Here is a 12,288-nt window from a genome sequence, read left to right as displayed (position 1 = left end):
GGAAAGAGGCCCCAGGCCATGACGATGACCGACCCGATCGCAGACATGCTGACGCGTCTGCGCAACGCCAACCAGGCGTACCACGAGTCGACCTCGATGCCGTACAGCAAGATCAAGCAGGGCATCGCCGACATCCTCCAGCAGGAGGGCTACATCTCCTCCTACAAGGTGGAGGAGCCCAAAGAGGGCGCCGTCGGCAAGACCCTGATCGTCGACCTCAAGTTCGGCCCCAGCCGGGAGCGCTCCATCGCGGGCGTCCGGCGGATCAGCAAGCCGGGCCTGCGGGTCTACGCGAAGTCGACCAATCTGCCCAAGGTTCTCGGTGGCCTGGGCGTCGCGATCATCTCGACGTCCCAGGGGTTGCTGACCGACCGGCAGGCCAAGAACAAGGGCGTCGGCGGGGAAGTCCTCGCCTACGTCTGGTGACGAAGAACCGGAAGGAGGACCACTCTCATGTCTCGCATCGGTAAGCTCCCGATCACGGTCCCGTCCGGCGTCGACGTCACGATCGACGGCCAGACGGTCACCGTGAAGGGTCCCAAGGGTCAGCTCTCGCACGTCGTTGCTGAGCCCATCGTGGTCAACCGGGACGAGGACGGCACCATCGCCGTCAGCCGCCCGGACGACCAGCGCAAGAGCAAGGAACTGCACGGCCTGTCCCGCACCCTGATCGCCAACCTGGTGACCGGCGTGACGGACGGTTACGAGAAGAAGCTCGAGATCGTCGGCGTCGGATACCGCGTCCTGTCCAAGGGCCCGGCCACGCTGGAGTTCTCGCTCGGCTACAGCCACACCATCACGGTGGAGGCGCCGGACGGCATCACCTTCGCGGTGGAGTCGCCGACCAAGTTCTCGGTGCAGGGAATCGACAAGCAGTCCGTCGGCGAGGTTGCCGCCAACATCCGCAAGCTGCGCAAGCCCGAGCCGTACAAGGGCAAGGGTGTGCGGTACGCCGGCGAGCAGGTGCGCCGCAAGGTCGGAAAGGCTGGTAAGTAACCATGGCGATCGGACTGCGTCCGCACAAGCACTCCGCCAAGAAGACGGCGTCGCGCCTGCGTCGCCAGATCCGGGTCCGGAAGAAGATCAACGGCACGGCCGACCGGCCGCGGCTGGTGGTCACCAAGTCGTCGAAGCACCTGTTCGTTCAGGTCATCGACGACGTGGCCGGCAAGACGCTGGCGTCCGCCTCCACCATGGAGGCCGACCTGCGTGGCGCGGAGGCGAACAAGACGGACAAGGCCAAGACCGTCGGCGGCCTGATCGCCGACCGGGCGAAGGCTGCCGGCATCGACTCGGTCGTGTTCGACCGGGCCGGGAACAAGTACCACGGCCGCATCGCGGCCCTGGCCGACGCCGCCCGTGAGGGCGGCCTCGGCTTCTGACATGGCGACACAAAAGGAAGAAGGTAGTTCCGTGCACGAGCGCATGCGAGTGGACAATTCAGCGCAGCAGCGACTCGCGAATGAGAACTCCGAGCGAAGCGAGGATTCGAAATGAGCGGAGGCCAGCAGCGTCGCGGAGGCGGCGCCGGTGGTGAGCGCCGTAACCGCGACGGTGGTCGCGGTGCGGCAGCTGACAAGACCGCCTACATCGAGCGCGTGGTAGCCATCAACCGTGTCGCCAAGGTCGTGAAGGGTGGTCGTCGCTTCAGCTTCACCGCCCTCGTGGTCGTCGGCGACGGTGAAGGCACCGTCGGTGTGGGTTACGGCAAGGCCAAGGAGGTGCCCGCGGCGATCGCCAAGGGCGTCGAGGAGGCCAAGAAGGCATTCTTCAAGGTGCCGAGGATCCAGGGCACCATCCCGCACCCGGTCCAGGGTGAGAAGGCCGCAGGCGTCGTGATGCTGCGTCCGGCTGCTCCTGGTACCGGTGTGATCGCGGGTGGCTCGGCGCGTGCGGTACTGGAGTGCGCCGGCATCCACGACATCCTGAGCAAGTCGCTGGGCTCGTCCAACGCCATCAACGTGGTTCACGCCACCGTCGAGGCGCTGCGCAGCCTGGAGACACCGGAGGCCGTGGCGGCTCGCCGTGGTCTGCCGGTCGAGCACGTCGCCCCGGCGGCGCTGCTGAAGGCGCGGGCGGAGGTGGCCTCCTGATGGCTCGCCTGAAGGTGACCCAGACCCGTTCCGGCATCGGTGGCAAGCAGAACCAGCGCGACACGCTGCGGACCCTGGGCGTGAAGCGGATCGGCGACGTCGCCGTTCACGACGACCGCCCGGAGATCCGCGGCATGGTCCGTACGGTTCGCCACCTCATCACCGTCGAGGAGGTCGACTGACATGGCGCTGAAGGTTCACCACCTGCGTCCGGCGCCCGGTGCCAAGACCGCCAAGACCCGCGTGGGTCGTGGTGAGGGCAGCAAGGGCAAGACGGCCGGCCGCGGTACCAAGGGCAGCAAGGCGCGTAACAACATCCCCGAGTACTTCGAGGGTGGCCAGATGCCGCTGCACATGCGGCTGCCGAAGCTGAAGGGCTTCAAGAGCAGGAACCGGGTGGAGTTCCAGGTCGTTAACCTGGACAAGCTCGGACAACTGTTCCCCGAAGGCGGTGAGGTCGGCGTGGCCGACCTGGTCGCCAAGGGCGCGGTTCGCAGCGGTCAGCCGGTGAAGGTGCTGGGTGACGGCGAGCTGACCGTGGCACTGCAGGTTTCGGTGCACAAGTTCTCCAAGTCCGCCCAGGAGAAGATCCAGGCGGCCGGGGGGACCACCACCGAGGTGTGATGTCCAGGGCTCGTGCGAGCCGGCGCTTGATATCGTGCGCTGGAGTTCGGACGAGCCCTGGTTCGTCTCTTGCCAAGCTGCTTTGCTAGGCCCCTGCCCGGACCGGGCAGAGGAAACATGTGGGAGGACAGGGTGTTAGGCGCCTTTGCCAACGCGTTCAAGACTCCGGACCTGCGCCGGAAGATCTTGTTCGTGCTCTTCATCGTCGTGATCTTCCGGATCGGTTCGGTCGTTCCGGCGCCAGGTGTCAACGTCAAGTCGCTGGACACCTGTCTCAAGCTCGCACAGGGCGGCGCCAACGCGAACCTCTACAACCTGATCAACCTGTTCTCCGGCGGTGCGCTGCTGCAGCTCGCGATCTTCGCGCTCGGCATCATGCCCTACATCACCGCCAGCATCATTCTGCAGCTGCTCACCGTGGTGATCCCGCGGCTGGAGTCGCTGAAGAAGGAAGGCCAGGCAGGACAGGCCAAGATCACCCAGTACACCCGGTTCCTGACCGTCGGGCTGGCGGTCCTGCAGGCCACCGCGTTCGTCGCGCTGGCGCGGACCCCGGGCCGGCTGTTCCAGGGCTGCCAGGAGCCGCTGCTGCACAACGACAGCTGGTTCCCGGTGGTCGTGATGGTGCTGACCATGACGGCCGGCACCGGTGTGGTGATGTGGCTCGGCGAGCTGATCACCGACCGTGGCGTCGGTAACGGTATGTCGATCCTGATCTTCACCCAGATCGTCGCGACCTTCCCCTCCCAGCTGTGGAGCATCCGCAAGGAGAAGGGCCTGCCCACCTTCGTGGTGGTGCTGGCGATCGGTCTCGTGATCATGGCCGCGGTCATCTTCATCGAGCAGGCGCAGCGCCGGATCCCGGTGCAGTACGCCAAGCGCATGGTCGGCCGCAAGATGTTCGGCGGCACCTCGACCTACATCCCGCTGAAGGTGAACCAGGCCGGTGTCATCCCGGTCATCTTCGCCTCCAGCCTGATCTACCTGCCGGTGCTGGTCAGTCAGTTCCAGCAGGAAAAGCCCTGGGCGCAGTGGATCCAGGGCAATCTGGTCAAAGGCGACCACCCGATCTACATGATCTCGTACGTCGCCCTGATCATCTTCTTCACGTACTTCTACGTCTCGATCACCTTCAACCCGAAGGAAGTCGCGGACAACATGAAGAAGTACGGCGGCTTCATCCCGGGCATCCGGGCAGGAAGGCCGACCGAGGAGTACCTGGGCTACGTGCTGTCCCGCATCACGCTGCCCGGCGCGCTCTACCTGGCGGTGATCTCGATGATCCCGCTGATCGCGCTGGTGCTCCTGAACGCGAACCAGAACTTCCCGTTCGGCGGTACGTCGATCCTGATCATGGTCGGCGTCGGTCTGGACACCGTGAAGCAGATCGAGTCTCAGTTGCAGCAGCGTAACTACGAAGGGTTCTTGCGCTGATGAGAATGTTGCTGATGGGTCCGCCCGGGGCGGGCAAAGGCACGCAGGCAAAGGTGCTTGCGGAACGCCTGAATATCCCGGCCGTGTCCACCGGCGACATCTTCCGTGCGAACGTCAAGGACGAGACGCCGCTCGGGCTCGAGGCGAAGCGCTACATGGACGCCGGCGACTACGTTCCGGACGAGGTCACCAACGCGATGGTGCGGGACCGGCTGTCCGAGGCGGACGCCGGTGACGGCTTCCTGCTGGACGGCTACCCGCGGACGCTGGCCCAGGTCGGCACGCTGGACGACATCCTGGCCGAGCACGGCCACAAGCTGGACGCGGTGGTGGCGCTGGTCGCCGACACCGACGTCCTGGTCGACCGGATGCTGCGCCGGGCCCACGTCGAGGGCCGGGCGGACGACTCCGAGGACGTCGTCCGGCACCGGCAGGACGTCTACACCGCCGAGACCAAGCCGCTGCTGCGGGTGTACGCCCAGCGTGGCCTGCTGGTCGAGGTGGACGGCGTCGGCGAGATCGACGAGGTGAGCGAGCGGGTGCTCGCCGCCCTGAAGACGATCACGGGGTAAGTACGAGCTGTGATGTTCAGAGACCGCGGGATCGAGATCAAGACCCGCGAACAGATCCTCGCCATGCGTGCGGCCGGCCTGGTGGTCGGCCGCACGCTGGAACTGCTGCGGGGCGAGGTCCGGGCCGGGATGACCACCGGTGAGCTGGACGCGATCGCCGAGGACAACATCCGTTCCTCCGGTGCGACCCCGTCGTTCAAGGGCTACCACGGCTTCAGCGGCTCGATCTGTGCGTCCGTGAACGACGAGATCGTGCACGGCATCCCCGGTGACCGGGTGCTGGCCGACGGCGACCTGATCTCGATCGACTGCGGTGCGATCGTGGACGGCTGGCACGGCGACGCCGCGATCACCGTCGCGGTCGGCGAGGTGGAGCCGGAGCTGCTCGAGCTGGCCCGGATCTGCGAGGAGTCGATGTGGCGCGGGTTCGCCGCGGCGAAGCTCGGTGGCCGGCTGACCGACATCTCGGCGGCGGTCGAGGCCCACGTCCGGGCCAACTCGTCGTACGGGATCGTCGAGGACTTCGTCGGGCACGGGATCGGGTCGGCGATGCACCAGCCGCCGAACGTGCCGAACTTCGGCCGGCCCGGCCGCGGCCCGAAGCTGGTCGAGGGGCTGGCGCTGGCGGTCGAGCCGATGCTCACTCTCGGCAAGCAGGACAACCACACGCTCGAGGACGACTGGACCGTCGTGACCAACGACGGCAAGGTCGCCGCGCACACCGAGCACACGTTCACCCTGACCCCGCAGGGTCCGTGGGTGCTGACCGCGCTGGACGGCGGCGAGGCCAAGCTGGCCGAGCTCGGTATCCAGTACGGCGCACTGGCCGACTGACTGACGCCGTTACGGTACGCCGGAGTCCGCTGACTCGCCGTACCGATGGACAACCGGGGTCCACCCGTCGGGGGACGCCAAGGGCCCACCGCTGAGGCACACTTGAGCCATGCCTCAGTACCAGCCGCACCAACGTTTCACCGAAGCCGACCGCGACAAGATCGCCGGCCGGTTGCGGGACGCGTTCGCGGACGGCCGGCTGGACCAGCCCGAGTTCGCCTCCCGCCTCGACCAGCTCTACTCGGTGCAGACGTACGGCGAGCTGGAACCGCTGGTGCGTGACCTGCCACCGGCGCGGACGTACCAGACTCCGGCGATGGTGCAGGACAGCAAGCCGGCTCCGGCGCCGGGCGAGTTCCCGGAGCGGAAGCGAGAGGCAGAGCCGCAGCGTCATGGGCTGGCGGCACTCGGCGGCGGCTTCACCGGCGTCGTCCTGATCAACGTGGTGATCTGGTTCGTCATCGGGGTTGCGAACGGTGGGAACTGGCCGCACTTCTGGCCGGTCTGGTTGCTGATCCCCTGGACCCTGTTCGCCCTGAGCAACCTCGGAAAGCGCCGTTGACAGCGGCGCAGGTCTCCCGGCGCCTCACCGGCCCGCGGTTGCGGCCGGACTGGGACTGGCAGCTGCGCCAGGGGTCGGCCCTCGTCTACGTGATCTGGTTCGCGGTCGCCGTACCGCTGGGGATCGCCGGACTGCTGCTGGAGCCGCGCTGGGTCGGCTGGATGGTGCTGGTCTGGTTCCTGGTGCTGGTGGGGTTCACGGTCGCTCTGCGGGTCGCTGACAGCCGACGGCGCAAGGCCTGGGGCGGTGTCGTCGAGCAGTTGGGCTGGCGGATCAGCGCGGACCAGCCGGAGTTGCCGCAGCGCTGGCCGTTCCCGCCGTTCTCGCTGGACCCGGAGGCCGAGGTCTACGACGTGACCTCGGGCCGGCATCGGGGCCGGGAGTTCTCGACCGGGCGGTTCCGGCACAAGGTCGGACGGCGCGACCTGGGCTTCGACTTCCTCGAGCTGCAGGTCGATCGGCCGCTACCGCCCCTGCAGGTGCTGCCGGCCGCTTTGGCTCCGGTGGCAGCCGCGAGTCTGCTGCCGATCAAGATGACGTTCGACGGCCTGCCCGGGCGGTACTGCCTGTTCAACGGCCGGGAGGATCACGCCGAGGCGGTGCTGCATGCGCGCGCGGTCGAGGCGCTCGCCGCGGTGCCGCCGTTCGGGTTCAGCTGCGAGGGACGGCACTTCGTCGCGATCCTGCCGGCGTACCGCGACTCCGCCACCGCCCTCGCGCAGCTGGACGCCGCGTGCGATCTGCTCGACCTGATGCCCCAGCAGATCTGGCGCGAAGGCGAACAGTGGGCCGCTACCCACCAGCCCTGAGCAGCGGGACGAGAGCGGCCAGGTCCTCGTCGTCGTGCCCGGCCGCCACTGCCTTGCGCAGCAGTTCGCCCATCGGGACGAGCAGTGCGGGATCGACGCCCTGGCCGATCGAGGTGTCGATCAGGTTGTCGTAGGCAGCCGCCTGCATCGCGAGGTTCGAACCCGCCGCACCCGGCTCGGGACCCTCGTCGAGATCCTTGGCGATCCCCGGCAGGCTGCCGAGCATCGCCGTCAGCCAGGGCAGCAGGAAGTCCTCGGTGAACCGCATCGCGGAGACCTTCTCGCTGCCGGCCAGGGCCAGTGCGTGCTGGGCGCCCCCGAACATGCCGTACATCGCGCTGAGCAGGGCGATGTCGTGCAATGCGGCCAGCCCCGGGTCGCTGCCGACGTACTCGGGCCGGGCCATCGCGGCGAGGTCGGCCCGGTGCCGCGCGAACGCGTCCGGGGAGCCGCTGTAGAAGATGAAGGCGGCGGGTCCGCCGATCATCGCGGGCACGGCCATGATTCCGCCGTCCAGGTACGCCGCTCCGGCCGCGGCGGCCCAGTCGGCGGTGTCCCGGGCCTGTGCCGGGGTGCCGTTGGTGAGGTTGGCGACGGTCTTGCCGGTCAGGTCGAGGCCGTCGAGGGTGCTGCGGACGGTCGCGTCGACGAGCAGGCAGACCACCACGAGCGGACTGGCGGCGACCGCCTCGGCCGCGGTGGCGGCGCGGCTGGCGCCGAGGGTGTCGAGTTCGGGGGAGCGGCCGGGGGTGCGGTTCCAGACGGTCGTCTGGTGACCGGCGGCCAGAAAGGCCCGGGCGAGGGCGGTACCCATCGCGCCGAGACCGAGGACGGTGACAGGAGTCTTCATGCCGTCCAGCCTGGTCTGAGGCTTTAGGATGGACAAGTACCCACTAATTTGTCAGGTACTGACCGAAAGGTAAGTGATGCTTCCGTACACCTGTGGCCTGGACGCCGCGGCCGACGTGATCGGCGGGAAGTGGAAGCCGCGGATCCTGTGGGCGCTGCACCACGGACCGATGCGGTTCGGCGAGCTGCGCCGGGAGGTCGCCGGCGTGACGGAGAAGATGTTGATCCAGCAGTTGCGCGAGCTGGAGAGCCGGGACATCGTGCACCGGGAGGTCTTCCACCAGGTGCCGCCGAAGGTCGAGTACTCACTGACCGCGCTCGGTCAGTCACTCAACGAGGCATTGGCGCCGCTGGATGCCTGGGGAGCCGAGCATATTGACGTCCTGGAGGCCTCACGGGCCGGCTGAGCGGTCTCGATTGGGTTTCGCCTGGGTGGGTGGCGTACACTCTTTCCTTGGCTCTTTGTAGCCTCTGTCTCGTGCTGCCCGCGGCTGCCTGACGTACGTCGGGAGGGCGCCTGAGCCGGGCTGGAGCCAGCGGTAATCCATCATTCAGTACGTCGTCTACAGAAGTGCGAGGACATGCCCAAAAAAGAGGGAGTCATCGAACTCGAGGGCACCATCGTCGAGGCCCTGCCGAACGCGATGTTCCGTGTTGAGCTGTCCAACGGGCACAAGGTGCTCGCGCACATCAGCGGCAAGATGAGGCAGCACTACATCCGGATCCTCCCCGAGGACCGGGTCGTCGTGGAGCTGTCGCCGTACGACCTCACCCGGGGTCGCATCGTCTACCGGTACAAGTAAGACCACCACCAACACCTGTCGAAGAAAGAAGCTCGATGAAGGTCAATCCGAGCGTCAAGAAGATCTGCGACAAGTGCAAGGTGATCCGCCGTCACGGCCGGGTCATGGTGATCTGTGAGAACCCGCGGCACAAGCAGCGGCAGGGCTAAAACCCGCACTCGAGCAGCACACCCGCACTTTCGCACCACAGCGCGCACGCTCATCCAGCACGAAAGCTGTACAGCTGGATGCTGCCCCCGGAACAGAGGCCGGGGCCTTGCCGGTGAACAACAACTCACCGAGGCGGGCAAGGACGCGGCGCGCCACCACACCTCTGCCGACGAAAGGAACACCGCCACATGGCACGCCTCGTAGGGGTCGACCTGCCGCGCGACAAGCGCATCGAGGTCGCTCTCACCTACATCTTCGGTGTAGGTCGTACTCGCGCCCTGAAGACGCTCGAAGCCACCGGGATCTCCGGTGACAAGCGCGTCCACGAGCTGGGCGACGAGGAGCTGGTGAAGCTCCGGGACTGGATCGAAGGTAACTACAAGATCGAAGGTGACCTCCGTCGCGAGGTGACCGCGGACATCCGCCGCAAGATCGAGATCGGGTCGTACCAGGGTCGCCGGCACCGTAGCGGCCTGCCGGTGCGTGGTCAGCGCACGCGGACCAACGCCCGCAGCCGCAAGGGTCGTCGCAAGGCGATCGCCGGCAAGAAGAAGAAGTGATGACCCGGATGACCGTCGACCACCCCAGGAGCAACTGACCTATGCCTCCCAAGAGCCGCACCGCGGCCGGCGCGAAGAAGGTGCGCCGCAAGGAGAAGAAGAACGTGGCCGCCGGCCACGCGCACATCAAGAGCACGTTCAACAACACGATCGTGACGATCACCGACCCAACCGGCGCGGTCATCTCGTGGGCTTCCGCGGGAACCGTCGGCTTCAAGGGTTCGCGCAAGTCCACTCCGTTCGCCGCGCAGATGGCCGCCGAGGCCGCCGGGCGCCGGGCGATGGAGCACGGCATGCGCAAGATCGACGTGTTCGTGAAGGGTCCCGGCTCCGGCCGTGAGACCGCGATCCGTTCGCTGGGTGCCGTCGGCCTCGAGGTCGGCACCATCCAGGACGTCACCCCGACCGCCCACAACGGCTGCCGCCCGCCCAAGCGGCGCCGGGTCTGATCTTCCGAGAGGAGCACTGAACTATGGCCCGTTACACCGGACCTATGACCAAGAAGTCGCGCCGTCTCGGGGTCGACCTCGTCGGTGGCGACAAGGCGTTCGAGCGTCGTCCGTACCCGCCGGGTATGCACGGCCGCGGCCGTCCCAAGGAGAGCGAGTACCTGCTCCAGCTGCGCGAGAAGCAGAAGGCCCGTTTCTCGTACGGCGTCCTGGAGAAGCAGTTCCGCCGGTACTACGAGGAGGCCTCGCGGCGCTCCGGCAAGACCGGTGACAACCTGCTGATCATCCTGGAGTCCCGGCTGGACAACGTGGTTTACCGCGCCGGCCTGGCCCGGACCCGGCGGCAGGCCCGTCAGCTCGTCGTACACGGTCACTTCACCGTGAACGGCATCAAGGTGAACATCCCGTCGTACCGGGTGGCTGCCCACGACATCATCGATGTCAAGGCGAAGTCGGTCGAGACGACCCCGTTCATCATCGCCCGGGAGACGCACAGCGAGCGCGTCGTCCCGGCCTGGCTCGAGGTCATGCCCGAACGGCTGCGCATCCTCGTCCACCAGCTGCCGACCCGGCAGCAGATCGACACCCAGGTCGCCGAGCACCTGATCGTCGAGCTCTACTCGAAGAACTGATCCGCCTCCGGCCGGCGGCCTCCGGGCCGCCGGCCGGACGGGTCTGTTTCTTCACCCTTCGCGACCTCAAATAGTGGTCGTCGCGACAGACAAGGAACACGAAGTGCTTATTGCCCAGCGCCCCACCCTGACCGAAGAGGTTGTCGACGAGCACCGTTCGCGGTTCGTGATCGAGCCGCTCGAGCCGGGCTTCGGCTACACCCTCGGCAACTCGATCCGCCGGACCCTGCTGTCCTCCATCCCGGGTGCCGCCGTGACCAGCATCAAGGTCGACGGCGTCCTCCACGAGTTCTCCACCGTGGCCGGGGTGAAGGAGGACGCCACCCAGCTGATCCTCAACCTGAAGGACCTGGTCGTCTCCTCCGAGCACGACGAGCCGGTCACCATGTACCTGCGCAAGCAGGGCCCCGGTGACGTCACCGCCGCGGACATCGCGCCGCCGGCCGGTGTCGAGGTGCACAACCCGGACCTGAAGATCGCCACCCTGAACGAGAAGGGCCGGCTCGAGATGGAGCTGGTCGTCGAGCGGGGCCGGGGCTACGTCTCGGCGATCCAGAACAAGTCCGCCGACGCCGAGATCGGCCGGATGCCGGTCGACTCGATCTACTCGCCGGTGCTCAAGGTCACCTACAAGGTCGAGGCGACCCGTGTCGAGCAGCGCACCGACTTCGACCGCCTCGTGGTCGACGTCGAGACCAAGCCGTCGATGCTGCCCCGCGACGCCGTCGCGTCGGCCGGTAAGACGCTGGTCGAGCTGTTCGGCCTGGCCCGCGAGCTGAACGTCGAGGCCGAGGGCATCGACATCGGCCCGTCGCCGGTGGACGAGCAGATGGCGGCCGACCTGGCCCTGCCGGTCGAGGACCTGCAGCTGACCGTCCGCTCCTACAACTGCCTCAAGCGTGAGGGCATCCACACCGTGGGTGAGCTGATCTCGCGCAGCGAGCAGGACCTGCTGGACATCCGCAACTTCGGCTCCAAGTCGATCGACGAGGTCAAGCTGAAGCTGGCCGAGATGGGCCTGTCGCTGAAGGACTCGCCTCCTGGCTTCGACCTGCGTGCGGCCGCCGAGGCGTACGGCACCGAGGCGGACGACGAGGACGAGAGCTTCGCCGAGACCGAGCAGTACTAACCACCCCCGGGTCCCGAGCGGCCTGAGATTCCTGGAGTCAAGAGATGCCTACCCCCACCAAGGGTTCCCGGCTGGGCGGCAGCCCGGCGCACGAGAAGCTGATCCTCAGCAACCTCGCGACGTCGCTGTTCGAGCACGGCGCCATCACCACCACCGCGGCCAAGGCCAAGCGCCTGCAGCCGCTGGCCGAGTCGATGATCACCAAGGCGAAGCGTGGTGACCTGAACTCGCGCCGCCAGGTGATGAAGCGGATCAAGGACAAGAGCGTCGTGCACGTGCTCTTCACCGAGATCGGCGAGCGGTACGCCGACCGTCCGGGCGGCTACACCCGGATCACCAAGCTCGGCCCGCGCAAGGGTGACAACGCGCCGATGGTGAAGATCGAGCTGGTCGAGGCGCTGGCCGACTCGCCGAAGGCGAAGAAGACCGCGAAGAAGGCCCCGGCCAAGAAGGCGGCGGCCGACGTCGAGCCCGAGGTCGAGGACGTTCAGGACGAGAAGGTCCAGGACGTTGTCGCGGGCAAGTACGACGGCTCGGCCGCCCCGAACGCCGACGGCTCCGCGCCGGCCGGCTTCGACATCAAGGGCAACGAGAACTCGATGAAGTACCACACGACCGAGTCGCCGTGGTACGACCAGACCGAGGCCGAGGTCTGGTTCAAGAGCGAGGCGGACGCCGAGGCTGCCGGCTTCACCAAGGCCGGCGAGACCGAGGACGACGACAAGTAACACCTGAGCCGTACGACAGCGCCCCCTCACTTCACGGTGAGGGGGCGCTGTTGCGTTAGA

19 protein-coding genes and 1 pseudogene are annotated in these 12,288 nt (G+C 67.2%); 19 read left to right on the top strand and 1 reads right to left on the bottom strand.

The genetic code is table 11. From position 1 onward, the window contains the following. The first annotated feature begins 18 nt into the window (after nucleotides 1-18). The 11 genes from rpsH to ACGFIF_RS17875 all read left to right on the top strand — a co-directional run bounded on the left by rpsH (nucleotide 19) and on the right by ACGFIF_RS17875 (nucleotide 6,928). Nucleotides 19-426 carry a 30S ribosomal protein S8 gene (rpsH, locus tag ACGFIF_RS17925; protein ID WP_131360997.1) on the top strand — a complete coding sequence of 136 codons (408 nt, stop codon included), beginning with the start codon at nucleotides 19-21 and terminating at the stop codon, nucleotides 424-426. A 27-nt stretch (nucleotides 427-453) separates the two neighbouring features. Next, nucleotides 454-996: a 50S ribosomal protein L6 gene (gene rplF / locus ACGFIF_RS17920; protein WP_393155671.1), complete on the top strand. Its 543-nt coding sequence runs from the start codon at nucleotides 454-456 to the stop codon at nucleotides 994-996. A gap of 2 nt (nucleotides 997-998) precedes the next feature. After that, nucleotides 999-1,382, top strand: a complete 384-nt coding sequence (rplR, locus tag ACGFIF_RS17915) for a 50S ribosomal protein L18 (RefSeq protein ID WP_132147629.1) — start codon at nucleotides 999-1,001, stop codon at nucleotides 1,380-1,382. A gap of 111 nt (nucleotides 1,383-1,493) precedes the next feature. Then, complete coding sequence (gene rpsE, locus ACGFIF_RS17910) at nucleotides 1,494-2,093, top strand: 30S ribosomal protein S5 (protein ID WP_132190630.1); 600 nt, start codon at nucleotides 1,494-1,496, stop codon at nucleotides 2,091-2,093. After that, entirely contained in the window at nucleotides 2,093-2,275 is a 183-nt protein-coding gene (gene rpmD, locus ACGFIF_RS17905) for a 50S ribosomal protein L30 (RefSeq protein WP_012923669.1), read from the top strand. Before rpsE ends, rpmD begins: the two co-directional genes overlap by 1 nt. Before the next feature lies 1 nt (nucleotide 2,276). Next, nucleotides 2,277-2,717, top strand: a complete 441-nt coding sequence (gene rplO / locus ACGFIF_RS17900) for a 50S ribosomal protein L15 (RefSeq protein ID WP_132318733.1) — start codon at nucleotides 2,277-2,279, stop codon at nucleotides 2,715-2,717. 132 nt (nucleotides 2,718-2,849) lie between these two features. Next, nucleotides 2,850-4,151, top strand: coding sequence for a preprotein translocase subunit SecY (gene secY, locus ACGFIF_RS17895; protein WP_393155669.1), 1,302 nt, complete (start codon nucleotides 2,850-2,852; stop codon nucleotides 4,149-4,151). Next, complete coding sequence (locus ACGFIF_RS17890; protein WP_393155668.1) at nucleotides 4,151-4,723, top strand: adenylate kinase; 573 nt, start codon at nucleotides 4,151-4,153, stop codon at nucleotides 4,721-4,723. Before secY ends, ACGFIF_RS17890 begins: the two co-directional genes overlap by 1 nt. Before the next feature lie 12 nt (nucleotides 4,724-4,735). After that, the gene (gene map, locus ACGFIF_RS17885) at nucleotides 4,736-5,557 is read left to right on the top strand and encodes a type I methionyl aminopeptidase (RefSeq protein WP_393155667.1); all 822 of its coding nucleotides are present in this window, start codon (nucleotides 4,736-4,738) and stop codon (nucleotides 5,555-5,557) included. Between the two features lie 109 nt (nucleotides 5,558-5,666). Then, the gene (locus tag ACGFIF_RS17880) at nucleotides 5,667-6,119 is read left to right on the top strand and encodes a DUF1707 domain-containing protein (protein ID WP_393155665.1); all 453 of its coding nucleotides are present in this window, start codon (nucleotides 5,667-5,669) and stop codon (nucleotides 6,117-6,119) included. Further along, nucleotides 6,116-6,928, top strand: a complete 813-nt coding sequence (locus tag ACGFIF_RS17875; RefSeq protein ID WP_393155664.1) for a hypothetical protein — start codon at nucleotides 6,116-6,118, stop codon at nucleotides 6,926-6,928. Before ACGFIF_RS17880 ends, ACGFIF_RS17875 begins: the two co-directional genes overlap by 4 nt. Here ACGFIF_RS17875 and ACGFIF_RS17870 read toward each other — a convergent pair. Beyond that, nucleotides 6,912-7,778 (bottom strand): NAD(P)-binding domain-containing protein, encoded by an 867-nt coding sequence (locus ACGFIF_RS17870; protein WP_393155663.1) that lies wholly within the window; start codon nucleotides 7,776-7,778, stop codon nucleotides 6,912-6,914. The genes ACGFIF_RS17875 and ACGFIF_RS17870 overlap by 17 nt on opposite strands. Before the next feature lie 76 nt (nucleotides 7,779-7,854). Between ACGFIF_RS17870 and ACGFIF_RS17865 the strand changes: the two genes are divergently transcribed. The 8 genes and pseudogenes from ACGFIF_RS17865 to rplQ all read left to right on the top strand — a co-directional run. Continuing rightward, complete coding sequence (locus ACGFIF_RS17865) at nucleotides 7,855-8,184, top strand: winged helix-turn-helix transcriptional regulator (protein WP_393155662.1); 330 nt, start codon at nucleotides 7,855-7,857, stop codon at nucleotides 8,182-8,184. 174 nt (nucleotides 8,185-8,358) lie between these two features. After that, nucleotides 8,359-8,580, top strand: a complete 222-nt coding sequence (gene infA, locus ACGFIF_RS17860) for a translation initiation factor IF-1 (protein WP_012923661.1) — start codon at nucleotides 8,359-8,361, stop codon at nucleotides 8,578-8,580. A 35-nt stretch (nucleotides 8,581-8,615) separates the two neighbouring features. Continuing rightward, complete coding sequence (gene rpmJ, locus ACGFIF_RS17855; RefSeq protein WP_008361054.1) at nucleotides 8,616-8,729, top strand: 50S ribosomal protein L36; 114 nt, start codon at nucleotides 8,616-8,618, stop codon at nucleotides 8,727-8,729. Nucleotides 8,730-8,918: 189 nt separating this feature from the next. Then, the gene (gene rpsM / locus ACGFIF_RS17850; protein WP_012923660.1) at nucleotides 8,919-9,290 is read left to right on the top strand and encodes a 30S ribosomal protein S13; all 372 of its coding nucleotides are present in this window, start codon (nucleotides 8,919-8,921) and stop codon (nucleotides 9,288-9,290) included. Nucleotides 9,291-9,331: 41 nt separating this feature from the next. Further along, nucleotides 9,332-9,739, top strand: a complete 408-nt coding sequence (rpsK, locus tag ACGFIF_RS17845) for a 30S ribosomal protein S11 (protein ID WP_012923659.1) — start codon at nucleotides 9,332-9,334, stop codon at nucleotides 9,737-9,739. 23 nt (nucleotides 9,740-9,762) lie between these two features. Beyond that, nucleotides 9,763-10,371 carry a 30S ribosomal protein S4 gene (rpsD, locus tag ACGFIF_RS17840; protein ID WP_337003750.1) on the top strand — a complete coding sequence of 203 codons (609 nt, stop codon included), beginning with the start codon at nucleotides 9,763-9,765 and terminating at the stop codon, nucleotides 10,369-10,371. Between the two features lie 103 nt (nucleotides 10,372-10,474). Beyond that, nucleotides 10,475-11,500 carry a DNA-directed RNA polymerase subunit alpha gene (locus ACGFIF_RS17835; protein ID WP_132147665.1) on the top strand — a complete coding sequence of 342 codons (1,026 nt, stop codon included), beginning with the start codon at nucleotides 10,475-10,477 and terminating at the stop codon, nucleotides 11,498-11,500. A gap of 44 nt (nucleotides 11,501-11,544) precedes the next feature. After that, a pseudogene (rplQ, locus tag ACGFIF_RS17830) lies at nucleotides 11,545-12,093 on the top strand (50S ribosomal protein L17); the annotation flags it as partial. Nucleotides 12,094-12,288: the final 195 nt, after the last annotated feature.

The organism is Kribbella sp. NPDC049174 (assembly GCF_043197365.1).
GTDB lineage: Bacteria > Actinomycetota > Actinomycetes > Propionibacteriales > Kribbellaceae > Kribbella.
This window is presented reverse-complemented; position numbering and strand designations above follow the sequence as displayed.